The following is a 23,245-nucleotide window of genomic DNA, read 5'->3' as shown; positions in this document are numbered from 1 at the left end:
CAACAGATTCAGGCGGGCCGGGACGAACTGCGGGGGATGAAAACCGAATAAAAAAGGGGACAGACTTTCATGCCGCTATCGCGGCACCAACAGAGGATGAAAAGCGTGCAGGTCGGGTTGTTCCCCGCTGCGTTCAAAATCTCCGCGTCGACGGGACTAAGGTTCGCTTCGGGCCGAATTTGGCGGTCCTGCATAATGCGCAGAACGGGTAGTTATACTGGGTCATTTATTAACAATAGCTTTCTCTTTTCAAGCTATGCCAGTGGTTTGTTGCGCGATTCGTCCCGCCAATTCGGCAACCTCAGCTTCACCAAGTCCCGTTACCGACGCTCCGATACATCACTTGCGAGGAACAACCCGCCCGCACCCAATATGCCTTTTCAGGATAGGCAACTTTTTTAAAAAACAAAAAAGTAGCCTGTCCCCTTTTTATTCTTTTATACGGTTGATGATTTCGCGCCAATCGACATACTGGTTTATGTTTTCCAGGGCTTTGTCAATGGTTGCCTGGTCGTGGGGCCGGATGTGCCGGGAAACCGAACTGAGCCTTTCTATGGTGGTATATGTGTCGTAATGCACCAGAATGACCGGTACACCTTTCTCTGCGGCCCGGGAGATTACCTTGACGTCGGGGTACAGCCCGCCGGTCAATATCAGTACCGAGGTGCTGGTTTCCAGGGCGGCCAGGGCCAGGTCGGCGCGGTCCCCGCCGGTTATGAAGGCCTTGTTGGGGGCCCGGCGCAGGTATCCCAGCGCGCTTTCAATGGTCATGGCGCCGATGATTACGTCTTCCACCGGGCGATTTAACTTATCGGTGCCGGTAAGGATTTCCCCGCCCAGCAGTTCGTGATATTCCGCCACCGTGGGGTTGGCTATGTCCGCCCGGGCCGGGATGATGCCCAGGGTGCGATACCCCCGGTCGGCCAGTTTTTGCTTGTAAATCCCTTCGGTTTTGGCCAGCAGCGGGCGGGGTATGTTGTTGAAAATGTTGCCGATCACGGGGATTTGCCGGCTGGCAAAATGATTATTCATAAAAACGGCGTGGTCCAGGCTGAAGTCGTTTTTAATTTTAATAATATATACCACCGCTGCATTAAGCCTCCGGGTAAGCGAGACGGCGTCAAGCCCCAGCGTGGACATTACGGAAGGGCTGCCGGCCCCGCCGATAATGACGATATCAGCGCCGGCCGATATTTTTTCGTGGGCCTGCAGCAGGCGGTCCATGGTCTCGTTGGGCCGGTACCGGGAGAGATACGAAGGTCCCACTATGTAAGGTGCGATGTCTTCCAGGGGATGTTCCATTTCCAGTACCCGGCGCATGAGCAGCGCATCTTCATCTTTGTCGGCGGTTCCCGGGGGGCTGGCTGCCGGCTTGAAGTACGCCACCTTGTATCCTTCTTCCCGTAACTTTAACGCCAGGCCCACGGCGACGGCCGTTTTACCGCTACCTGCTGTTCCTAAAATGAACAGGTTTTTCACAGTAAAAACACCTCACGATATTGTAATTTTGATATCCAGGGCCGAGGCGCCCCGGGGATATGCAAATACAGGGTTGATATCCATTTCGGTAATTTCATTGAAGTCGGTAACCAGGCGGGCCACCCTGGCAATAATTTCCACCAAGGTGCCGATATCCGCTGGCTTTTCTCCGCGATAACCCCGGAGGAGCGTATAGGCCTTGGTTTCGGTAAGCATGGTCTCTATTTCCCGGCGCGTCAGGCCGCGTGCCAGGCGAAAGCTTACGTCTTTGAGCAGGTTGACATAGATGCCGCCCAGCCCGAAAGCGATCAGCGGCCCGAACTGCACGTCCCTGGACATACCCACGATCAGTTCCACGCCCTTGGGCATCATTTTTTGCACTTCAATACCGTGGATAACTACATCCGGCAGGTAGCGCTGAATGTTTTCGTTAATTTCGATATAACCGCGCCGCACTGCGTCGGCATCGGCCAGATTGATTTTGACCCCGCCCACATCGGTTTTGTGCATTATTTTGGGCGAGGCCACCTTCATGACCACGGGGTAGCCGATTTTTTCCGCCAGTTCCACCGCCTCCTCCGGCGAGGTGGCCAACTCCACCGGGGCGGCGGGGATGCCGTACGCGGCCGCCACCTGATAAGATTCGCTGCCCAGCAGCACCAATCGCCCGTCCTGCCTGACCGCGCTTAAAACATTGCGCACGGTTTCATCATCCACCTGTATTTCCATTTCTTCCGCGGCAAACTTATTTTTGCTCAACTCGGCATAGCGGTTCATGCCACTGATGGCCTCAATGGCCGGCTCCGGGAAGGTAAAGCAGGGTATCCCCTCGGCGGAGAGCAGTTCGGCACCGGCGGACAGCATGGGCCCGCCCATATAGGCCGCCAGAACCGGCTTGTCCGGGTACCGGTGATGCAGGTCTACAATGGCCCGGGCGGTGGGCAGCGGGTCGGTGACGGCAGTGGGGCAGACCAGCACCACCGCGCTGCCCACAGACGGGTCGGCCAGCACTTTGTCCAGGGCCAGGTGATAGCGATCCGCCCCGGCATCGCCCAGCACGTCCACCGGATTGTAAATATTTGATTCCGCGGGTAATTCCTTGCGCAGTATGTCAATGGTTTCCTTGGAAAACCTGGCCATATTGAGCCCGCTGGTTTCCACCCGGTCCGTGGCCACAATGCCGGGACCGCCGGCGTTGGTAACCACGGCGACGTTGGCGTTGGGCGGAATGGGCTGCGCGGAAAAGGCAATGGCCAGATCGAAGAGTTCCGGCATGCTGTGGGCGCGAATCACACCGCACTGGCGAAATGCCGTTTCGTAGGCCAAATCGCTTCCCGCCAGGGCCCCGGTATGTGAAGATGCGGCCATGGCCCCGGCCTGGCTGGTGCCGGATTTAAGGATGATCACGGGCTTTTCCCTGGTGGCCCGGGCGGCGACCTGCAGAAAATGTTCGCCGTCGGCCACGTCTTCAATATAACAGAGAATAACCCTGGTGCCGGGGTCCTGCGCGACGGCTTCGATAAAATCCGCCTCGTTGAGCTGGGCCTTGTTGCCCAGGCTGATTACTTTACTGAAGCCCAGGCCGGTTTTGATGCTCCAGTCCAGGATAGCCACCAGCATGGCCCCGCTCTGGGAAATGAACGCGATGTCGCCCTGTTTGGGATAGGCGCCTGAAAAGGAGGCGTTCAGCCGGGCATGGGTATTCATCATGCCCACACAGTTGGGGCCCAGCATGTTGATACCGTGCTCGCGGCAGATGGCCACCAGCTTCTTTTCCAGGTCCAGTCCTTCCTTGCCCACCTCTTTAAAGCCGGCGGTGATCACCACCAGGTGTTTGACCCCTTGGCCGGCGCATTCCCGGGCCGCATCCAGCACCCGGTCCGCGGGAATGGTGACCACCGCCAGGTCCACCGGGTCCTGAACGGCACTTATGTTGGGATAACAGGGCAAACCCTCGATCTCCTCCGCCTTGGGATTAACCGGGTAAATCTTACCGGAAAAGCCACTGTTGACAATATTTTTGATAATGGCGTTACCAATTTTACCCGGTGTTTTGGACGCCCCCACAATCGCTACGGATCGGGGGTTGAAAAAACCGTTTAAATCGGCCATTTTTTTCACCCTCTTATTCGTGCTGTAAGTCGCCATTTTTTGTTTTATCCTTGCCTGGAAAGTGATTTATAATGTATCAGGTTCATGAAAAAATAAAGCAAAAAGGGGACAGGCACCGGTAAAAGGGGACTGGCTCCGATTCGTTTTGTGAATCGGTGCCTGTCCCCCTTTTACCGGTGCCGGCAAAAAAAAGGGGACAGGCACTTTTTTCAAAAAGCGAAAAAAGAGCCAGTCCCCTTTTTTGTCAGTCTCCTATTTTTGCTGAGCCTGCGCGTTTTTTTATGATGCTTTGCAATTGTCGGTGTCGTTATTTTCGCTGGAAATTATGTTGGCAATCTCCTGGAAAATTTCCACGTTGCGCACCATGCCGATCACCCGGTTGCGGGAGTTGACCACCGGCAAGCTGCTGAGCCTGTTTTGCAGCATGATGTGCACTGCTTTGAGCAGGGTATCCTCGGGCTTAAGGGTAATGTCCTTGATGGGAATCATCACCTCGGTGACCTTGCGGTTGGCTTCCTGTATGCATTTTGTCGAAAAAATTCCCTCAAAAAACCCCGGCACCAGGTAGCCGACCTTTAGAAACGGCGGTTCCACCGCTTCCATTACCGCCCGGAAAGTTAAAAGCCCGGCCAATTCATTGTCTTCATCGTATACCAGTACGGAGCGATGCCCCGAGCAATGGGGGTCCCGGTTATTCAACCTATGGATGGAATTGCGCATCACCCTGACAGCCTGCCGCAAGGTGCATGTTGCCGACACAATGGAGTATTCCTCCGCCGGTACCATAATGTCTTTAACCCTTTTCTCTTGCACGATATATTCCTCCCCTGAAGGGTTTGTTTGATTGTGTCCAACTTTACTAATATATTACGATTTCTAATGTGGAAGGTAAACGAATGCATGCCCAAATGCGTTATTGAGTAATCAACCGGAGGAATAATAAAGTCAATTATTTCACATATTTTTGCCGGCCAGCCGGGTTAAAACCAGGATTTGCGAAAGAATATTTGAAAGAACGCGAAAATGAACCGGGAGGCCTGTGCAGTGACAATCAGGGCCAGCAGCAAGCCAATCATGACTGCCAGTGAACCCAGAATGACTGGTACCATGGAATAGGCGGCAAGCATAACCGGGGCCAGCGCCGGCAGGGCCGGGCTGCCGGTTGCGCTTTCCGGCCTGTAAAGCAGACAGGTCAAGCCGGTGGCCAGCAGGGCGTGGGCCAGGCGGGTCATGATAAAAAGTTTCATGCGAATGTCCGTGCCGGAAATCATGCTGGCCACCTGGGCGTGGATAGAAAGCCCGCTCCAACCTAATATTATACCAACGGCCATTAATTTTTGCAACTGGGTGGCCGCGGCCTCGGATGCTATCCTGGTGCCGATGGTCATTTCAAAAAAGCCGCTGGCCAGCGCCGTCAGAATATCGGGGGGAAAGCCCAGGGGGGCCAGGACGGTGCCCAAGACCAGGGCCATCCGGCTGATAATGCCGGCTTCGGTAAAAAGCTTGATGATCACGGCAAATAAAATGATAAACCCGCCGATATTGATTAATTTGTTAATTGAAGTGGTAACGGCCTCCCCCAGCAGTTTCCCCAGCGGTTGTCTTTTTTCCCGCTGGTGTTGCAGTAAAGCAATGAAGGCTTGTTTGACGGACCAGGCGGCCGTGCCGTTGACGGGTGGAGAGGGGGGATCGTTGCGGCCGTAAAAGCGCAAGGCCAGGCCCAGGATAATGTTGGCCAGGTAATGGGACCCGGCAATGACTATGCCCAGTTCAGGCCGGCTGAACATGCCTACGGCCACAGCGGTCAGCATGAACAGCGGGCTGGAGTTGTTTGTGAAACTCATCAACCGCTCGGCTTCCACCCTGGTGCATAACCCCTGCTGGCGCAGCTGGGCGGTAACCATACTCCCGATGGGGAAACCGGAGGTGAAACCAATAACCATCACAAACCCGCCGGCTCCGGGGACATTGAACAGAGGGCGCATGACGGGCTCCAGCAGCACGCCGATAAAGCGTACCAGGCCCAGTTTCATCAACACTTCCGAGGCGATAAAAAAAGGCAGCAAGGCGGGGAACACTATTTCCCACCAGGTTTTCAGCCCGGTGGTGGCGCCCTGGAATACTGTTTTGGGCTGGTAAACCATGGCTGCTACAAATAAAAGGGCTGTAACAGTCCAGAAAAGACCTGGCAGGTCATTTTTCCGGACATTGATTTTATTGGAAAAACGAGATGGCAAAATATATCACCTCTAAAAATACAGGCCTATTTACTGTATATGTAAGAATAATCAGGTGTCATACCTTAATGTTGGGGAAATAAAAATTTATAAAAAAAGCCGAAAAGTTTTAACGACCAGGGAGGAATTAAACATATAATAGAGAATAATATTTTATCAATAGAATGGTTAGAACCATTCGCAGGCCGTGGAAGAATAACGGTCGGTCTTATTGTAAAAACGTAAATAATAACGAAATATAACCATGAAGGTTTGCTTCACACGGAGTGGAGACATGCTTTCGTGGTTTTGTTTTTTAATGTGAGGTAACATCGTGAGCAAACAAAAATTATTTCGTATAGCTGTTATTGATGGCCAGGGGGGCGGTATAGGCGCTCAAATTGTGGAGAAGTTGGCCCGGGCGCTACCGGCCAGGAAAGTGGAAATAATCGCCCTGGGTACCAACTCGCTGGCGGCCGGTCGCATGTACAAAGCCGGGGCCAATGAAGTGGCCTGCGGTGAAAACGCCATTGTATTTAACGCCAAGCGCGTTGATTTATTGGCGGGGACGGTGGGAATGATTATGCCGTTCGGTTTCGGAGGGGAAATGACCACTGCCGCGGCGGAAGCGGTAGCCCTTACGCCGGCTCCCAAATTGGTTTTGCACCTGAACCGCTCCGGGGTGGAGGTAATTGGCAGTATAGCGGAGCCGCTGCCTCACCTGGTGGATATGCTGGTGGAAAAGGTTCGTGATTTGTTGTGTTTGTAAAATATTGCCATGAAGGCGATATACCGTTAAAGCGGGTTAAACTTTCGTGGCTTTAATTTTGTCAAAGGCTTAACTTGGCAGAGTCTTTGACCTCCTTAAACATTTCCGCCGCCGTTTTTGACATGCACCGGCGGTGGAAACCTCCTTTCGACCGGCGAACATGGGGTTGGTGTTCATCCCCCGGCCCCATGCGCCCATTTTTTTACCGGTCATACCCGCAATTTGATCGGCAAAATCTGCCGGAAATTGGTTATGGGAAAACTACGGTTACGGGTTTTACTGCCGGTGATATTTTATTTTTAATTTCGGCAGCGCTTGATAATTGGATCATATCTGCGGTTGGCTGCCAAAATGGTCGGGAAAGGAAAACCGGTGTGCATAAAGGCTTCAGCAGGTTGGAGGGCGCTTTGGTTGTGATCATAGTCATTACGGTGTTTCTGGTGGGGGCGTATGGTGCTTACCGGATTCATTGGTTTCTGGCTGCTGTAACCCTTGGCGCCCTTTTCTTTCTGTGGTACGGTCTGCACAGGGCCAGGGTATGCAGTTTCTGCGACCAGAACTGTCCCTACAACCCTAAGACCATGAATCCGCGCCGTACGCAGGCGGGCTTTACGAAGCTGGAAGCAGCCGTATTTTACCCGTCATTCATGCTAATCCTGATTTTTTACGTAGTTGCAATATACTTGTGGCATGTTATGCCTGGCCTGATGGCCAGCGGCCTGCTGATATATGCGCTTGTCCTTTACCGGCGCAGGATTTGCCCCAATTGCAAGCTTCTGTGCCCGGTCAACCCGAATAAGGCCAAACCGTATCAGAATTAGTTTTCGATGAGATACGTATCTATTGGGGGCACGAAAAAAAAATATAAACGGGCAAATGTTCGATGATCCCCAATTATGTTACGGATGTGGGTTTTGTGTAACATTCTGCCCTTCTGAAGCCATTACTTTAAGGACACCTGAAAAATTTTACTAAGACTTATTTTTAATCCTGGTAAAAGTGTCGTAGTTAAAACATCTTCCTGATCAAAGGCTCCAATCCAGCGCCATTCCTTTTCGCCTGCTACAAAAACATCAATAAACTTAGTCTCCGGGTCTACCAGCCAGTATTCCTTTACCCCGTATTTAAAGTATAGCTGGCCTTTTTTCTTTTTATCATGGGCTGCGGTAGACGGAGACAATATCTCAACAACCAGGTCTGGTGCTCCCTGGATGTTCAGTTCCCCAATAATATCTAGCCGGTCATTAGACACAAAAAGAATATCTGGTTGGACTACATGGTTATCCAAAACGATATCTATGGGAGCGCTATAAACCTCACCTACTGGGTTATTTTCAATGTATTTGCCCAATTGAAGTAAAATCTTTGCACTAATTCTCTGGTGCCTGGGTCTTGGACTTGGTACCACAATCAATTCCCCTCCAATTAATTCATACCGCTTACCATCATTCAGTTTCATGTAATCCTCAACGGTGTAGTTTTTGCCTGATAAAACCATTGACACATCAGACCTACCCTTCAAAACTTTTTTACTATTATAATCTTACCTAATTGCGCCGTAAAGCAACATGGCTTAAGGATTGCCGGCAAGTATCCTATAATTTGGTCCTTAGCAAAAGGAATAATCATGTTGATGATTTATGGAATTTTTGGGCAAAGCGTGATGCGCTTACTTAACAAAGTAAAGGTGACCAAAATCTTCAATCGTTTGGTTGGAGCTACTTTAATTGGTATGGGACTTGGTTTAACCACGGGAAAAGTAGAGATAAAAAACAATTGCTTATGCAGAAAGAAGCTATCGTCCGGGCCATGATGGCCGGGGCAAAAGGCTTTCTGGTCAAAAACGTTGAACTTTCTGAGTTAAAGCGCTCCATTAGAGCTGTGGCCAGAGGAGAAACCGTACTGGATTCCCAGCTGGCTGCACGTCTTATTGATAAACTAAAAGAAGAGCCGGATGGAGATTCGCCCCCTTTATTGCTCACGGAGCAACATATCACTATAGCTAAACTAGTAGCCCGTGGGTTAACCAACCGTGAAATTGCCGAACAACTATTCCTCAGTGAAAATACAATTAAATTTCACGTACAAAACATGATGCGCAAACTAGACGTTCATAACCGTGTAGCCATGGTGACAAAGCTCATCCAAAGCAATATGCTGTGAGGATGAGGCAGGGGCTTACGTTAAACAGCCAGGCCTGACAATAACAGGATGCGGGATTAATATTAAATGTTGGAGTTTTGAACACCAGTCTTTTAAAGAGGAGCTATCATATGGCGGGAGTGGAACCGTTGCTGCCTCTGCACCTTTCAAGGGAGTTCGGCCTGGGCGCCCAGGGTATAGGTATTGTATTCGGGGTGCTGGGTATCTTTTACACCTTGTTTGAACCCCTGATGGGGCTTTTGTCCGACCGGTTGGGTTACAAGAACGTGATATTGGGTGGGCTTGCCGGCACCGCCATGGTCATGCCGGTCCTTACCATAGTTGACAGCCTGCCGTTGCTGTACGTGGTGATCTGCCTGTACAGCCTGGTTTTTTGCGCCATGATGGTCCCCTGCCTACCCCTGCTGGCCGAACACTCCGATGCCGGCGGTGGAGAAAACTATGGGCGTCAATTCGGCCTGGCCAACGCCGCTTATTCCACCGGTCTTCTGCTGGGTCCTGCGGTGGGAGGATTGGTGGCACATTATATATCTTTTTTAGGGGCTACCCTGGTTTATTCCGCCCTGTTGGCGGTTCCCGGCGTCTTGGTCTTACGGCGGTACAGGCCGAACCGGGTTTGACACCGGTTTTTAAAAGGGTGGCTGTTCTAACCAGCGGAAAGACAACCCGATCACTGCGGGCGTCACTGGTAACGGTGGGGTCTATTGGTGTGCCGAAGGGGGAACTTGGAACATAGCGCAAGCGAACCGGAGTTGGCTGCATAGGTGGTAACCTTGCTAAGAGTGGGAAAGCCCCAGAGTTGGATAACCTGTGAAGTTAGGACGGATCCGTTCAAGTTCAGACAAGAGGCTTAACCCGGGAAGCCCGGCATCATCCTGGAAATAGCAGATAAACTTAAAGAACCTGCTTGTTCTTTAAACTGTTTGTCATATTGTTTCATGATAGATACCTCTGCTGGTTTTATTGTACCAGCCATTTATGTGTCCATCAAACTGGGGTAAGCTCATTCTGAAGTTCCCACATTTTGCGGTAAAGCCCGCCCTGCTCCAGCAGCTCCTGGTGCCGGCCCCGCTCCACGATTCGGCCTCTTTCCAGGACCAGGATTTCGTCCATCCGATCAAGCCCGGTCAGGCGGTGGGTGATGACCAGGGTGGTCCGCCCCTCCATCAGGCGATGGATGGACTCCATGACCTCCAGTTCAGTGACCGGATCAAGGCCCGCCGTGGCTTCGTCCAGCAGTAGGACAGATGCGTTTTTGAGCAGCGCCCGGGCAATGGCCAGGCGCTGTCGCTGGCCGCCGGACAGCTTGAATCCCCTCTCTCCCACATAGGTGTCGTAGCCCCGGGGAAGGCTTTGAATAAATTCGTGGATTTTGGCCTCCCGGGCAGCCTGCCTTAGCTCCTCCTCGCCGGCTCCGGGTTTGGCCAGCAGCAGATTCTCGCGGACAGTGGCATTAAAGAGATAAGTATGTTGGGTAACCACACTGATATAGCGCCGCAGGTCCTCAAGGGAAAAAGCCTTGAGTTCGTGCTCTCCGAGGGAGATTGAACCTTCCTCGTAATCCCAAAAACGCAGGAAAAGGTTCACTAGGGTGCTCTTCCCGGCGCCGCTGGGTCCTACGATGGCAAGTCTGTCTCCTTCGGGCAGCACAAAGTTCAACCCGTCCACGGCCCACGGTTCGTCCGGAGCATAGCGAAAGCGCAAGCCTCTTACCCGTAGGTCATAGCTTAGGGGCTCGGGTGAAGGCCCAGGAAGATCCCGCACCACAGGTGCGATGTCGGTAACGGCAAAGAGTCTGCGGGCTGCCGCCAGGCTCTCCTCAAGATGTTGAAATACCATCGGCAGGGGCAGTACCGCCTCAAAGCTGCTTAAAGCCCCCAGTACCAGCATGGCTAAGTAGACCCCGTCCAGCTTCCCTTGATTCACCAGGGGTATGGCAAGCAGCAGGATCGACCACATGGCCAAGTTTATCAGCAGGCCGACCAGGGCGGAAGACAAACCCCTGATACCGGCCAACCGCCCCTGTAGATCCATAAATTTGCTACTCAACGCCTTAACCTGCTCTTGCTGCTGGCCTGCCCGGTTAAAGGCCGCAATTTCGGTCATGCCCTGGACGGTGTCCACCATTTGAGTGTTCAGCGCCGATCTGGTCTCCACCATCTGCCGGCCCGTTCCCCGGCTCAGCGCCCTTACGCCCAGGGGCACTGCCACGGCTGTGGCGAGGAAAAAGAACAGCAAGGCCAGAGCCAGGCTGAGTCCAAACCAGGCCAAAAAGGCAAAAACCCCGAGCAGCACCAGCAGGGCCACCAGGGGCGGAGCCAGGACCTGCAGGTAAAATTGCTCCAGCGTTCCCACGTCCGCCATGATCCTGCTTACCAGTTCCCCGCTCCGGTATTCCATCAGCCGGGCCGGCACCAAAGGTTCCAGGGCCGTGTAAAACCAGACCCGGATCCGGCTGAGAACCCGGAATGTCGCGTCGTGGGCGAAGTAACGCTCCAGATAGCGGAAAATCGCCCGGGAAATCCCGAAGAAGCGTACTCCCACGATAGCTTTCATCAATTCCAGCACCGGAGGGTGCAGTGCCGCGCCGGCGATGAGGAAGGCCGAGGTGGCCATCAGCCCGACGCCGCTGGCCACAGTCAAAAAGCCCAGTACCGTTGCTAAAAGCATTGATTTCCAATGGGGAGCTATTAAAACTATGAGACGTATAAAAGTCTTCATCCTGCACCCCCGAATGCCGCAATCAGGCGGTGATAAACCCCTTGCTGTTCTATGAGTTCCTTGTGCCGCCCCGTTTCCGCCACCCGCCCTCTTTCAAGAACAATGATGCGGTCGGCCCGGTGGACGGTGTTGAGGCGATGGGCGATGATCAGCGCCGTTCGCCCTTGCATCAGGCGCTCCAGGGCTTCCAGCACGAGCCTCTCGTTGACGGGGTCCAGGCCTGCAGTGGCTTCGTCCAGAATTAATAACGGCGCGTTTTTGAGGAAGGCCCGGGCAACGGCCAAGCGCTGAGCCTGCCCGCCGCTGAGGCGAATTCCCCCTTCGCCTACCTGGGTGTCGTAGCCCTGTGGGAGGTCCAGGATAAACTGGTGGGCCCCGGCCTGCTCAGCCGCCGCCGCTACTTCTTCCAGGGCAGCCCCGGGACGGCCCAGGCGGATGTTCTCGGCCACGGTGCCGTAGAAAAAATAGGGCTTCTGGGGGACCAGGGCGATGTGCCGGCGCCACTCTTCCACGGGAATTCGATCCAGGGGAATTCCGTTGACCGTGATCCGGCCCCGGTCCGGTGCCATGAACTGCAAAAGCAAGTGGGCAGCAGTACTCTTCCCGGCCCCGCTTGGACCCACCAGGGCCACCCTTTCCCCGGAATGAAGCTCAAATGAAATCCCTTGCAGGGCCGGCCGGGCTCCATCTTCAAAGGCGTAGTGGACATCTTCAAAGGCGATTTGGAAACTGGGATCATGCGAAAGATGACATTCTCCCTGCAGCTTTCTTTCGGGCAGGGGAGTTTCCAGAATTGCAAAGATCCGCCCGGCGGCGCTAACCCCCATCAGTCCGGCGTGAAAGTGGCTGCCCAGAAGCCTTAAGGGCAAATAAAATTCCGGGGCCAGCAGCAGGAGGAAAAAGGCCTGCTCAAAGGGAATGTGGGCATATACCAGGCGCAGGCCCACTGTAACCGCCACCAGCGCGGTGCTGATGGTGGCCAAAAACTCCAGCACCAGGGCCGAAAGGAAGGCGACCCGCAGGACGCCCAGGGTAGTCTCCCGGAAACGGCTGCTGATCTGCCCGATGACCTCGGCCTGGGATTTGCTCCGGCCAAAGATTTTAAGGGTGGTGAGACCCTGCAGCACGTCCAGGAAATGAGCGCTCATCCGGCTTAACGTTTCCCACTGCCGCTGGGAGAGGGACTCCGCCCATCTGCCGATTAAAAACATAAACAGGGGTATCAGGGGGGCGGTGAAGAGTAGAATGAGACCTGAAATAGTATCCAGGGGAAAGACAAAGCCCAGGACCGCCAGGGGCACCAGTGCGGCTAAAGCCAGTTGGGGCAGGTAGCGGGTGAAATAGGCATCCAGGGCTTCAATTCCCTCCACCAAAGCGTTAACCAACTCGCCTGTGCGCTCTCCACCCGCGTATACCGGGCCCAGGGCCAGTAAGTGGGCCAAAAGCCGCTGCCGCAGCGCGTGTTTAATTTGTGCGGCGGCCCGGTGGGCCACAACCTCGCCCATCCAGGTCAGCCCGGCGCGAAAAATGATCACCCCCAGGAGGGGGTATAGCCAGGGCCAGACACCACTCAGACTTTGTCCCTCCAGAGAAACCCGGTTCACCACCCGGGCCAGGTAACTGGCCTGCAGGATGGCAAGAAGGCCGGTCCCCAGTCCCAACCCCACGCTAAGGGCCAGGAAAGAACGAACCGCCCCAGCTTCGCGCATAAGCCTTTTGTCCATCATTTTTTTCACCTCAGCGGAAAGGGGGTACACCTTATGGGATTTTCAACACTTGATATATTATTGTTCATCCTTAAAGGGTTAGCCCTGCGTTATTTCTGCTATTTCCAGAGAAAGCATGTCCCAAATTTATGGGGACACACCTCCGCTTAAGGAATGGGGACACACCTCCTGCGGAGGAATGTCCCCAATTTATGAATGTCCCCAATTTAATACTCCAGGTGTTTGACGGTGACGCGCTGACGGAAAATCCAGTAAGTCCAGCACTGGTAGAGGAGTACCATCGGAACCAGGGTAAGGGCGACGATGGTCATGATTTTCAGCGTATACGGGCTCGATGAGGCATTGTAAACCGTTAGGCTCCACTCGGGATTAAGGCTGGAAACCATGACCCGGGGGAACAGGCCCCAAAAGACAGCCACGGTGGAACAGGCAATGGTGAGGCCGTTCATGACAAAGGCCCAGGCGTACCTGCCGGAGCGCAGAAGCCAGCAGGCCAGGAGCAGCGTTACAAGAGCGCCCCAAAACACGATTCCCGCACCGGACTTGGTAAATATATCCGTATGGCTGTAGCTCATAGTAACCAGGAGCAGGAGGGCCGGCACAGCTAATATGCTTACCAGTGACGCCGCCCGGCGGGCACCTTCCAACTGTTCGCCCTCGGTTTTTAGAGTCAGAAAAAGAGCGCCGTGGAGGGTGAAAATCAACAGTGTCGTCAGTCCACCTACCAGGGTATATGGCGACAGCAGGTTCCAGAAGGTGCCCACGTACTGCATATTGCTGGCGATGGGCACCCCCCGGATCAGGTTGGTTATGGCCACGCCCCACAGCAGGGCGGGCACCAGGCTTCCTCCGAAGATCATCCAATCCCACAGGCTGCGCCAGACGGGACGGTCATCCTTGCTGCGAAACTCAAAGGCTACCCCGCGGACGATCAATGCCAGCAGCATTAAAAAGAGCGCCATGTAAAAACCGCTGAAAAGAGTGGCATACCAGTTGGGGAAAGCGGCAAATATGGCCCCGCCGGCAGTGAGCAGCCAGACTTCGTTGCCGTCCCAGAAGGGACCGATGGTGTTGATGATAACGCGGCGCTCATTGTCCTTTTTCCCCAGGAAAGGAAGCAGGGTTCCCACGCCGTAGTCGAAACCTTCCAGAAAGAAATAGCCGGTAAACAGTACGGTAATCAGTATGAACCAAAGAATGTTTAGGTCCATAACGACACCTCCTTTGTCGGTTCCAGCGACCTGCCTGCAGGTGTTTCCTCGGGACCTTGCTTGATAAACTTGGTTAAGAGATAGAGATCAGCCACCGCCAATACCCCGTAGATCAGGGTAAAAGCAATCATTGTGGTAAGAACGGCGCCGGCGGAAACCGATGGCGAAACGGCTTCATTCACCTTCTGCAGCCCCTGCACGATCCAGGGCTGGCGGCCCACCTCGGCCATAAACCAGCCGCTGGTATTGGCGATGTAGGGCAGGGGAATGCTCCAGAGCAGCGCCTTTAAGACCCATGGTTTTGTTTCCAGCTGCTCCTTCCGCCACAGGTACAGGCTGTAGAGAGAGATGATAATCATCCACAACCCGGCTGCCACCATCAGGCGAAAACTCCAGAACACCGAAGTGACCGGCGGGATGTAGTCGCCAGGCCCGTACATGGCTTCGTACGCAGCCTGAACGTCTTTAATCCCTTTAACCTCACCGCTGAAGGTATTGTGGGACAGGAAGCTCCCCAAGCCGGGAATCCGGATATCAATAGGATTGGTCTGATTTTTCTCGTCAATAAGGGCCACTAAGCTCAAAGGAGCCGGGTTCGCGCTTTCCCAAAGGGCTTCCGCCGCCGCCATCTTCATGGGCTGGGAGTTGACCAGGTGCTGACCCTGGAAGTGGCCCACCGCAATGACCATAAAAGTGCTGATGAGCCCCATGATCAAACCGATGCGGAAGGAACGGCGGAAAAAGTCGGGATAGTTTTTTCGCAACAGGTGATAGGCGCTGATGCCCATAACGAAAAAGGCGGCGGTGGTGAACCCGGCCAACACGGTATGTGGAAATTGATAGAGCACATGAGGATTTGTTACAAGAGCAAAAAAGTCAGTCATCTCCGCCCGGCCGTTGCGGATAACGTAACCCACCGGTTCCTGCATAAAGGAGTTGGCCGCCAGAATCCAGAAAGCAGAAAGGTTGGAAGCTATGGCCACCAGCCATATGGTCGCTGCATGCATGGTTTTCGACAGTTTATCCCAGCCGAATATCCATATTCCCAGGAAGGTGGATTCGAGGAAAAAAGCAGCCAGGGCTTCCACCGCCAGAGGTGCGCCGAAAATATCTCCCACGAAGCGCGAGTATTCCGACCAGTTCATACCAAAATGGAATTCCTGCACGATCCCGGTTACCACTCCCATGGCGAAGTTGATCAGAAAAAGCTTCCCCCAGAACCGGGTCATCTTTTTGTAAGTCTCGTTTCCCGTTCGGACGTAAATGGTCTCCATTATGGCCACCAGGACTGAAAGCCCCAGGGTTAGCGGAACGAACAGAAAGTGGTAACTTGAGGTGATTGCGAACTGCAATCTTGCCAGTATGAGAGCATCCACAGTTATTATCCCCCCTTAGAATTTTTTCCGATTTTTAAAGGTTTTTCGGTTTATTGCCCGGTGGCAAAGGTCCCAGCCAGTGGTTCTCCTGGCAGACGCCTTGCCCTGGTATGCACCTCCCTTATAAGAGATATAAACTGGAGTGGTTTAGTATACTTATATGCACAATAACCTCCTATCTTTCATTAGAATTACTTGGCTTTCCCGGTCAGCAAACGGTTGCAGTTCTTGTGGAGTCAACTTGAATAAAGACATGACGAGCTATAGAAATAATTGACAAGCCAATGTGTTTTTAATATTGCTTTTGGCACAAATATGTATACTAATATGGTATAGTTTTAAGGGTATTGTAACTCAATTAAATTTGCCTGTCAAGTTTTTCTAAAAATAAGAAAAGGGGACACGCCTTCTGGGGTTTTCAATAGTTGATCATATTATTTTTCATCCGTAAAGGGTCGGTCTTGCGTTATTTCTGATATCTCCAGTGAAGGAATGTCCCCAATAAAACAAAGGAGATGGCAAAGAGGCTTAATCAGGCAACGGATTACGCGTTCAGGGCTGTTTTGCGCCTATCACGCTTACCCCGGGGACAGGTGGTAGAGGCAAAGCTGATCGCAGAAGAAGAACACATACCCATGCGCTTTTTGCTGAAAATATTAAGGCTTCTCACCCGGGCGCTGTGATGTCAAGACCTACATGCAAATCATATATACGGTACAAATCGTAATCCACTGCAACACCTGTGGTTCGCAGATGGTCTATCACGCCTGTAATAAGGTGCAATATAAATCCAATAGCCTACAAACCGAAATCGTCATCCTCCGGTATAAATGCAGGCAATGTAACGTAACACACGCGCTAAAACCGGAATTTTTAGCATCACGTCATCAATATGACACCTTTGAACGCCAAGCCTTCGTACTTCAATATACCTACACTCAGGAAGCAAAATGCAGCTTACGAAAACTCCAGAACGAACTTTTCCCCCAGGTTCCGGTATCCCATACCGTTATGTATTATTGGGTACGTATAGTGGAAGCCAAGAAACAGAAAGTGGAACCCCTTCTCCTGGCTGACCTGCAACAGCTACTGCCCCAAAAAGATCTTGTAGAAGAACTGGCCCAAGAGGCCCAAACGGTGCCGCCTACCGTCCGGGACAAACCAGAGGACTGGGCAATACTGCCACTTACGTAAACGTCTACATAACTCCTGCATAAGAAAGCTAAGAGAATGCGAGGAAAAAGGCTATGTTGGCTGGAAACCATGTGTGGAAAGCAAAGTTGCTAAGCCTGCAACCATTGGATTTCAAAACCTTCATGTGAAATTTCTTGAATATCTTAAGGCAGAGAGAAAAAGTAAAAATACGATTGATTCATGCAGGAATATTTCCTGTAAATTCCTTATCTTTGTCGAAAGGCTTGGCTATACATTTTTAACAGATGTTCCCCTGGAATTAATCCATAAGTTTTTCTGCGACTTGAGAGGCACATGGGACTCTGGAAGCCTTCGAACAGCAGCTTCTGGGCTCAGGTCATTTCTGAACTTTGCAGAAGATGGAGGCAGACTCCTTGCAGCAGTTCCTAATAAACTGTTAAGAAAAAGGGAAATCATCCCCGTATTGACAGAGGAGGAAGAGCAGGCCGTCTGGGATGTGTTAAAAACTGGTGCTGTATCTTTAAGGGACAAAGCGATAATGGTACTGTCGCTACTTACTGGTCTACGCTACTTCCGGCTATTGGTAATGCAATGGCAAGATATATCGTATATGAGCGTCCTAAAACTGATTCGCCATATATGTTTTTATCCTGTTTAGCACCGCATAAGCCACTAAATATCATTCAGGTTGTTATGCCATAGTTAGAAATATATTGTCAATTGCAGGTGTAAGGCTTGGGAATGAACTTAAAGGGACCCGCCTCCTGAGGCACCATGTGGCATCAAAAATGCTGAAAAAGGGGGTTGCCGTACAAACTATTTCATTGACACTCGGACATGTTAATCCAAATTCAGCCGACATTTACCTGACTACTGACGAAAAAAAACTGCGTGACTGTGCATTAACTCTTTCGGCCATCCCCATGAAGGTGGGAGGGCTGCGATGATGAAAAAATCATATGTAAGCAAGCTGGCTCCTTACATGGAGGCTTTTGTGGAATATAAGCATTCTATGAGATGGAAGTATGGAACAGGCGAATTCTATCTCCGTGATTTTGACCGGTACTGTGCAGAAAACGAATCGGAAGACACTTCTTTAAAAGATATAATTAAACGCTGGGCAATCCTCAGGGATAATGAATGTCCAAACACACAACACGTGCGTGTAGCACCTATTCGTGAGTTCGGAAAATACCTTCAGTCGGTGGGATATCCCGGTTCATATATTCTTCCTAAAAAGGTTTGCCAAAAGCAGATCCGGACAATGCCGCATTTTTTCACAGGTGATGAAATCGTAAGATTTTTTAATGCCTGCGACACACTGCACCCCCGCAAGGAAAACATTGTCCGTCATCTTGTTCTCCCTATGCTCTACTGACTTACTATATTGACTACTTGAAAAATCAAATGGGATTGAGCGTCTCTTGGTTCTTTCCAAAAACTGTGAAACTGATTCAAGGGGGGAAATGAAAATTACTTAAAGGAGAATTTTGAACTCGCAAGGTCTATAAACTTTTTCGTGCGTCAGCTCTGGGAATGCGAAATTTTATAGACAATTTAGTAAAAGTATGTTAAACTCAAATAGATGTCACTAACCAACAGGGTGGTAAGAATCATCCGTTAGACCGCTGAAGACGGTTAAATTTTGGTATCATTTTAAAAAATATGCCATGAAGGTTGTTAACCTGCAGAAGCAGGTATAAACTTTCATGGCATTTTAATTTTGGTTAAAGGCTTAACCTTGGCAGGGTCTTTAACCTCCTTAACATATTTCTGCTACCGGGTTTGACATGTACCGGTAGTAGAATAATTCCTCTTTCCGATCGGCGTATGGGGTTGGTAATCCATAAACTAACCTCATACGCCGGGGGTTCTTTTTAAACTTATATTTAATATTTTCAAGGGAGCTCGTCACCCGTATACGCAGTCCCTCTTAGCCTCATTACTTATTCCTGATCCCGATGCCAACCGTAGAAAACTAAAGAATACCATAAACCTTATTACTACAGAACCTGTGGTTAACTCCCTGGAAGGTGGCGGCTGTCTCTATCAAGCCCGTTATTTGTACCGGGAACAAATATGCCGGGAGCAGGAGCCCTCTTTGTTGTCCTTAACGCATGAACACATGGTAGCCTGCCACAGGGCTATACATGTGGATTCGGTTGGCAAAGTCGCGGTTGTTTAGTTAGGGCAATATGCCATTCCTTAAAGAAACAAATTAGCCATGGAGCTTAAAAACTTCACAGGGAGTGGAGTTTTGAACTTCATGGTTTTTTTATTTATTTAAGCTTATTACATGAGAGGAGATGATGAGTTGAACAAGGCGGAAATTATGCGGAAAATTGAGCAGGAAGAAATAGTTATCATTCAAGAAGAGGTAAAAGTAGATTTTGATAATCGCCAGCAATCGCCTATCGGTTTTCAGTGGCATAACCAGCATTATGAGGTTTTGGAAGTATTAACAATGAGCAAGGATTTATGGGAAAATCTAAACTATCTGGTATTAACAAATAAAGGGGTTTTTAATCTGATATTGGTAAAAGATTATAAACAGTTAACTATTTCTAAGAGTAAGTGGGTATTGAATTACAAAGTTTTGGAGGATGTTAAAGGTGAAAATCAACAGTTGGGAGGTAATTTTATGCTAACCACGGTTGAATTTAAGGACGTGGTTAGCTATCACGGCCACTTTTGTCCGGAACTGGCAATCGGTTGCCGGGTGGGTTTAATAGCCCGCAGGGAACTGGGAATTAATAAACAAAATTGCGGTGGTTTTTGGGGAATTTCTGAAAATATGTCTTCGGCAATAGATGCCGTTCAGTATTTGACTGGCTGTACAATAGGCAATAAGAACTTTATTGCTTATGACCACGGTAAGCACGTTTATTACTTTATGAAAATTTCAAGGGAACAAAGGCATCAAGAGGCACTTCGCATAGCTTTGACAAGCCCGGTAATTAATATACAATTCGAGCCGGACATTGAGGAGAAAATTGTTTCCGGCAGGGCGAGCCGGCAGGAAATCAATAAATACCGGGATAAAATCAATGTGTCGGTGCAAAAGGTTTTAAGCCTCCCTGAAGATTCATTATTTAGAAAGACGATAACTGTTTTAGAATGTCCGGCTGAACCGTTTACTGAGAAATACGTAAATTGTGCTTTATGTAAGGAAATTGTAGCGCTCAACAAAACCGAATCGACCGAATTGGGACCTATTTGTTTTTTGTGTGCATATCCAGAGAAGAGGGTTAATGTTGTTATCCAGTGAAAGCAGATCATTAACGGCAAGGCCATGGTGCCGTTAAGATTTATAAGCGAAGCGCTGGGAGCAAGCGTGGAGTGGGACGGGAACACCCAAACCGCTCGTATTATCGTAAATTAATTTTTAAAATTATAGAAGGATTTTACTGTCGGACAATCGAATTACTTAATTAAAGCAAACCGGGGTGACCGGAGTCATCCATTAAAGCTGGTTGCCGGGCAAAAGTAAGCTGGTAATTAGCTTTATTAAAATTTTAAGCTTGGAAAATGAAAACCATGAAGGTTTCTACTCCTCCGGAGAGGGTTCCTTCATGGTTTTCTTTTTTAAATACGCAGGTAAAAGAGGAGGGTAATTTTGCAGCTGTTTTCCGGGTGGTTGAAATTTTTACATGGTTAAAACTCAACACGGGAGGTGGCATAATGCCAAGGAAACACTTATTAATTATTTTGGTGCTGGTTATTTCCGCAAGTCTGCTTTTATTTGGTTGCGGATCGGATCAAACCAGGGACGACCAAAATGCCGGTGTTGCAAGTGAAGAACAGGGACAGGTGGATGTCATTCGGCTGGAAGGGGGAGATTGGGGTTACCCGAGTCCTTATGCCCATTATCCCAGGGGTCCGGGAGGATTTAAAATGGCCCTGATTTTTGACGGCCTCTTGGAACGGGGCGAAAAGGGACTCATCCCCTGGCTGGCTGAAAAATATGAAATAAAAGATAACGGCAAGCAATATCTCTTTACCATTCGCGACGGTGTCAAGTGGCATGACGGAAAACCATTTACTGCGGAAGATGTCAAGTTCACCTTTGAATATGCAAGCAAGCACCCCATGGTATGGTCTGATATCGGCAGTGATGATATTGAAAAAGTAGAATCGGTGGGGGACCGCCAGGTCCTGGTAACCGTTTCGGAGCCCAATGCCTCAATGCTTTATAACCTGGGCCAGACCCGCATTATTCCCAAACATATTTGGGAAAACGTTGATCATCCCAAGGAATTTACCGGGCCGGAAGCAGTCACCGGCACCGGCCCTTACCGCCTGACGGATTACAACAAGGAGCATGGCACCTACCGCTTTGAGGCTTTTGGTGATTTCTGGGGGCCTGTGCAGAAAGTTAAAGTTATTGAATTTATTCCGGTCAGCGAACCGGTTCTGGCTTTTGAAAAAGGGGAAATTGACCTGACAGGCGTTAGCCCGGACGTGTTGCCCCGCTTCCAAAACAACCCGGCATACAAAGTTGTACAAAGCCCGGGGTTCTGGGGATATCGTTTACTGTTTAATATGGGCGATTACCCCGTTTTGCGCCATAAGGAGCTGAGGCAAGCCATCAGTTACGCCATTGACGCCCAAGAATTAATTAACAAAGTGGAACGTGGGGCTGCCGTTCCCGGCAGTGCGGGAATCCTGCCTCCCGACCACGTAATGTATAACTCCAATGTCAAGCAATATAACCTTAACTTAAAGAAAGCGAAAGATCTGCTGGCGAGATTAGGTTATGACAGGTTGGATGAAAAAGGCATTTGTCAAAACAAAGACGGTAAAAAGCTTTCCTTTACTTTGTCTGTTCCCGACAGAGCAGTCAGGATGGCGGAAGTATTACAAGAGCAATTGGCTAAAGCAGGCATTGAGATAAAAGTGCAAAGTGCAGACACCAAAACCCATGACGCCCGCGTGCGCAACAATGAGTACCAGCTGGCCGTACTCGGGCATGGAGGATGGGGCAATGACCCGGATTACTTGCGCGAAAGGTTCGGCGGTCTCTTCAAGGGAGGTATTTCACCTTCCGCTTCGGGACTGCAGGGATATAATAACCAGGAATTAAACGACTTACTGGAAAAACAGTGTCTGGAAATGGATGAGCAAAAACGCAAGCAGTTAATCTTTAAAATTCAAGAAATCCTGGCCGAAGATGTACCGGAAATACCCCTTTATTATACTACCGGTTACAGCGTATACAGGCCGGATAAATATGACGGGTGGATGTTCATGTTTGACCACCATAGTTTAACGCACAGTAAACTGTCTTACCTGGAAAGGGATTGATCTCAATTGAACAAGAAGAGGGTCACCAGGCTAGCAGAATATTTTTTCACTGTTTGGGTCATAGTGACCCTCAACTTTTTACTTCCCCGGGCTATGCCCGGCGATCCCTTTTTGTACCTGTCTTCGGACGTGGGTGAAGAGGTGATTTTTTCAGAAGAGCAGAGGCAGTATTACCTGGCATACTACGGGCTGGACCGGCCCGTCGGCGGGCAGTACCTGTCTTACATGTCCGAGTTGTTACGGGGGAATTTGGGGCACAGCTTGTACTACAATGAACCGGTTAGCCATATCATTTTGCGCCGGTTGGCGTGGACTTTTTTCCTGGTAATAGCGGCAGTGATTTTAAGTACTTTCATTGGCACTGTTTTAGGTAGTATATCCGCCTGGTACCGGGAGAAATGGCTGGATAAATTTCTGTTTTTTAATTTGATTATTATGTCGGAGATACCGGCCTTTCTCTTGGGTCTCGTTTTACTCTTTAGCTTTGCCGCGGGGTTGGGTTTATTCCCCCTGTCGGGGGCGATGACCCATTTTGCCGGTTACGAGAACTGGTGGGAAAAAGTATTGGATATTTTGCACCATGCTTTCCTGCCTGTGATCGCCTTGACCATTGCGCGGACGGGCGGTATGTACTTGCTTTCCAGAAACAGTGTTATCACCGTATTGGAAAAGGATTACCTGCGTACCGCTCGGGCAAAAGGACTTTCTGAAAAACGCGTTATTTTCCGCCATGTTTTAAGAAACGCCATGCTTCCCATAGTGACCCGCGTGTTTTTAAGTCTTGGTTCCCTTGTAGGTGGCGCAATCCTGGTGGAAAATGTTTTTGCCTACCCGGGGTTGGGGCATTTAATGAGGGAAGCGGTTATGGTCCGGGATTACCCGCTTATTCAGGGGATTTTTTTGGTGGTTACTATATGCGTATTACTGGCCAATTTTATTGCCGATTTCATTTACGGGAAACTTGACCCGAGAGTCAATGACTACAGCGAGACATATGGAGGGTAATTGTGGC

The 23,245-nt window shown here is 50.5% G+C and carries 23 protein-coding genes and 2 pseudogenes; 15 read left to right on the top strand and 10 right to left on the bottom strand.

The features are described 5' to 3' along the window. Positions 1-429: 429 nt before the first annotated feature. The 4 genes from BM299_RS05420 to ylbJ all read right to left on the bottom strand — a co-directional run bounded on the left by BM299_RS05420 (position 430) and on the right by ylbJ (position 5,831). The gene (locus tag BM299_RS05420; RefSeq protein ID WP_092482446.1) at positions 430-1,479 is read right to left on the bottom strand and encodes a phosphotransacetylase family protein; all 1,050 of its coding nucleotides are present in this window, start codon (positions 1,477-1,479) and stop codon (positions 430-432) included. A gap of 12 nt (positions 1,480-1,491) precedes the next feature. Continuing rightward, complete coding sequence (acs, locus tag BM299_RS05415; protein ID WP_092482445.1) at positions 1,492-3,591, bottom strand: acetate--CoA ligase alpha subunit; 2,100 nt, start codon at positions 3,589-3,591, stop codon at positions 1,492-1,494. A gap of 279 nt (positions 3,592-3,870) precedes the next feature. Next, positions 3,871-4,404, bottom strand: coding sequence for a CBS domain-containing protein (locus tag BM299_RS05410; protein ID WP_092482444.1), 534 nt, complete (start codon positions 4,402-4,404; stop codon positions 3,871-3,873). 167 nt (positions 4,405-4,571) lie between these two features. Beyond that, entirely contained in the window at positions 4,572-5,831 is a 1,260-nt protein-coding gene (ylbJ, locus tag BM299_RS05405) for a dipicolinic acid transporter SpoVV (protein WP_425429469.1), read from the bottom strand. 310 nt (positions 5,832-6,141) lie between these two features. On the opposite strand from ylbJ, the gene BM299_RS05400 reads away from it, so the two are divergent. From BM299_RS05400 to BM299_RS20420, 3 genes are all read left to right on the top strand, one after another. Continuing rightward, on the top strand, positions 6,142-6,576 hold the full coding sequence (locus BM299_RS05400) for a DUF3842 family protein (protein WP_092482443.1): 435 nt from the start codon (positions 6,142-6,144) through the stop codon (positions 6,574-6,576). Positions 6,577-6,983: 407 nt separating this feature from the next. Then, positions 6,984-7,397: an MFS transporter gene (locus tag BM299_RS19065; protein WP_131820609.1), complete on the top strand. Its 414-nt coding sequence runs from the start codon at positions 6,984-6,986 to the stop codon at positions 7,395-7,397. A 55-nt stretch (positions 7,398-7,452) separates the two neighbouring features. Further along, positions 7,453-7,551, top strand: coding sequence for a 4Fe-4S binding protein (locus tag BM299_RS20420; protein ID WP_425429468.1), 99 nt, complete (start codon positions 7,453-7,455; stop codon positions 7,549-7,551). Here the strand turns inward: BM299_RS20420 and BM299_RS05385 are convergent. After that, positions 7,520-8,074: a Uma2 family endonuclease gene (locus BM299_RS05385; RefSeq protein ID WP_207545130.1), complete on the bottom strand. Its 555-nt coding sequence runs from the start codon at positions 8,072-8,074 to the stop codon at positions 7,520-7,522. The genes BM299_RS20420 and BM299_RS05385 overlap by 32 nt on opposite strands. A 284-nt stretch (positions 8,075-8,358) precedes the next feature. Between BM299_RS05385 and BM299_RS05380 the strand changes: the two genes are divergently transcribed. Beyond that, entirely contained in the window at positions 8,359-8,739 is a 381-nt protein-coding gene (locus tag BM299_RS05380; RefSeq protein WP_092482454.1) for a LuxR C-terminal-related transcriptional regulator, read from the top strand. A 110-nt stretch (positions 8,740-8,849) separates the two neighbouring features. After that, positions 8,850-9,359 (top strand): MFS transporter, encoded by a 510-nt coding sequence (locus BM299_RS05375; RefSeq protein WP_092482439.1) that lies wholly within the window; start codon positions 8,850-8,852, stop codon positions 9,357-9,359. A gap of 230 nt (positions 9,360-9,589) precedes the next feature. Here BM299_RS05375 and BM299_RS20185 read toward each other — a convergent pair whose 3' ends face one another. The 5 genes from BM299_RS20185 to BM299_RS05355 all read right to left on the bottom strand — a co-directional run bounded on the left by BM299_RS20185 (position 9,590) and on the right by BM299_RS05355 (position 15,774). Beyond that, positions 9,590-9,715 (bottom strand): hypothetical protein, encoded by a 126-nt coding sequence (locus BM299_RS20185; protein ID WP_281246357.1) that lies wholly within the window; start codon positions 9,713-9,715, stop codon positions 9,590-9,592. 11 nt (positions 9,716-9,726) lie between these two features. Then, a complete protein-coding gene (gene cydC / locus BM299_RS05370; RefSeq protein ID WP_092482438.1) occupies positions 9,727-11,460 on the bottom strand; it encodes a thiol reductant ABC exporter subunit CydC in 1,734 nt (577 codons plus the stop codon). Next, positions 11,457-13,187, bottom strand: a complete 1,731-nt coding sequence (gene cydD / locus BM299_RS05365) for a thiol reductant ABC exporter subunit CydD (RefSeq protein WP_092482437.1) — start codon at positions 13,185-13,187, stop codon at positions 11,457-11,459. The genes cydC and cydD overlap by 4 nt, the downstream gene beginning before the upstream one ends. A gap of 206 nt (positions 13,188-13,393) precedes the next feature. Next, entirely contained in the window at positions 13,394-14,398 is a 1,005-nt protein-coding gene (gene cydB / locus BM299_RS05360) for a cytochrome d ubiquinol oxidase subunit II (RefSeq protein ID WP_092482436.1), read from the bottom strand. Next, complete coding sequence (locus tag BM299_RS05355) at positions 14,389-15,774, bottom strand: cytochrome ubiquinol oxidase subunit I (protein WP_092482435.1); 1,386 nt, start codon at positions 15,772-15,774, stop codon at positions 14,389-14,391. The genes cydB and BM299_RS05355 overlap by 10 nt, the downstream gene beginning before the upstream one ends. Positions 15,775-16,289: 515 nt before the next feature. Here BM299_RS05355 and BM299_RS05350 point away from each other — a divergent pair. The 10 genes and pseudogenes from BM299_RS05350 to BM299_RS05310 all read left to right on the top strand — a co-directional run. Then, a pseudogene (locus BM299_RS05350) lies at positions 16,290-16,451 on the top strand (Rrf2 family transcriptional regulator); the annotation flags it as partial. Positions 16,452-16,470: 19 nt separating this feature from the next. Then, positions 16,471-16,662, top strand: a pseudogene (locus BM299_RS20415) (DUF6431 domain-containing protein); the annotation flags it as partial. A gap of 144 nt (positions 16,663-16,806) precedes the next feature. Next, on the top strand, positions 16,807-16,968 hold the full coding sequence (locus BM299_RS19920; RefSeq protein ID WP_165608194.1) for a hypothetical protein: 162 nt from the start codon (positions 16,807-16,809) through the stop codon (positions 16,966-16,968). A 73-nt stretch (positions 16,969-17,041) separates the two neighbouring features. Next, positions 17,042-17,587, top strand: a complete 546-nt coding sequence (locus BM299_RS05340; protein ID WP_092482433.1) for a tyrosine-type recombinase/integrase — start codon at positions 17,042-17,044, stop codon at positions 17,585-17,587. Between the two features lie 285 nt (positions 17,588-17,872). Next, positions 17,873-18,307 (top strand): site-specific integrase, encoded by a 435-nt coding sequence (locus BM299_RS05335; protein WP_092482432.1) that lies wholly within the window; start codon positions 17,873-17,875, stop codon positions 18,305-18,307. 507 nt (positions 18,308-18,814) lie between these two features. Next, complete coding sequence (locus tag BM299_RS20410) at positions 18,815-19,114, top strand: oligopeptide/dipeptide ABC transporter ATP-binding protein (RefSeq protein WP_092482431.1); 300 nt, start codon at positions 18,815-18,817, stop codon at positions 19,112-19,114. Between the two features lie 129 nt (positions 19,115-19,243). Beyond that, positions 19,244-20,197 carry an FmdE family protein gene (locus BM299_RS05325; RefSeq protein ID WP_165608192.1) on the top strand — a complete coding sequence of 318 codons (954 nt, stop codon included), beginning with the start codon at positions 19,244-19,246 and terminating at the stop codon, positions 20,195-20,197. Between the two features lie 6 nt (positions 20,198-20,203). Continuing rightward, a complete protein-coding gene (locus tag BM299_RS20180; RefSeq protein ID WP_342741313.1) occupies positions 20,204-20,311 on the top strand; it encodes a stalk domain-containing protein in 108 nt (35 codons plus the stop codon). Between the two features lie 299 nt (positions 20,312-20,610). Further along, the gene (locus tag BM299_RS05315) at positions 20,611-22,233 is read left to right on the top strand and encodes an ABC transporter substrate-binding protein (RefSeq protein ID WP_092482428.1); all 1,623 of its coding nucleotides are present in this window, start codon (positions 20,611-20,613) and stop codon (positions 22,231-22,233) included. 6 nt (positions 22,234-22,239) lie between these two features. Continuing rightward, complete coding sequence (locus tag BM299_RS05310) at positions 22,240-23,238, top strand: ABC transporter permease (protein ID WP_092482427.1); 999 nt, start codon at positions 22,240-22,242, stop codon at positions 23,236-23,238. Positions 23,239-23,245: the final 7 nt, after the last annotated feature.

It is taken from the genome of Desulfoscipio geothermicus DSM 3669 (assembly GCF_900115975.1).
Classification (GTDB): domain Bacteria; phylum Bacillota; class Desulfotomaculia; order Desulfotomaculales; family Desulfallaceae; genus Desulfoscipio; species Desulfoscipio geothermicus.
This window is presented reverse-complemented; position numbering and strand designations above follow the sequence as displayed.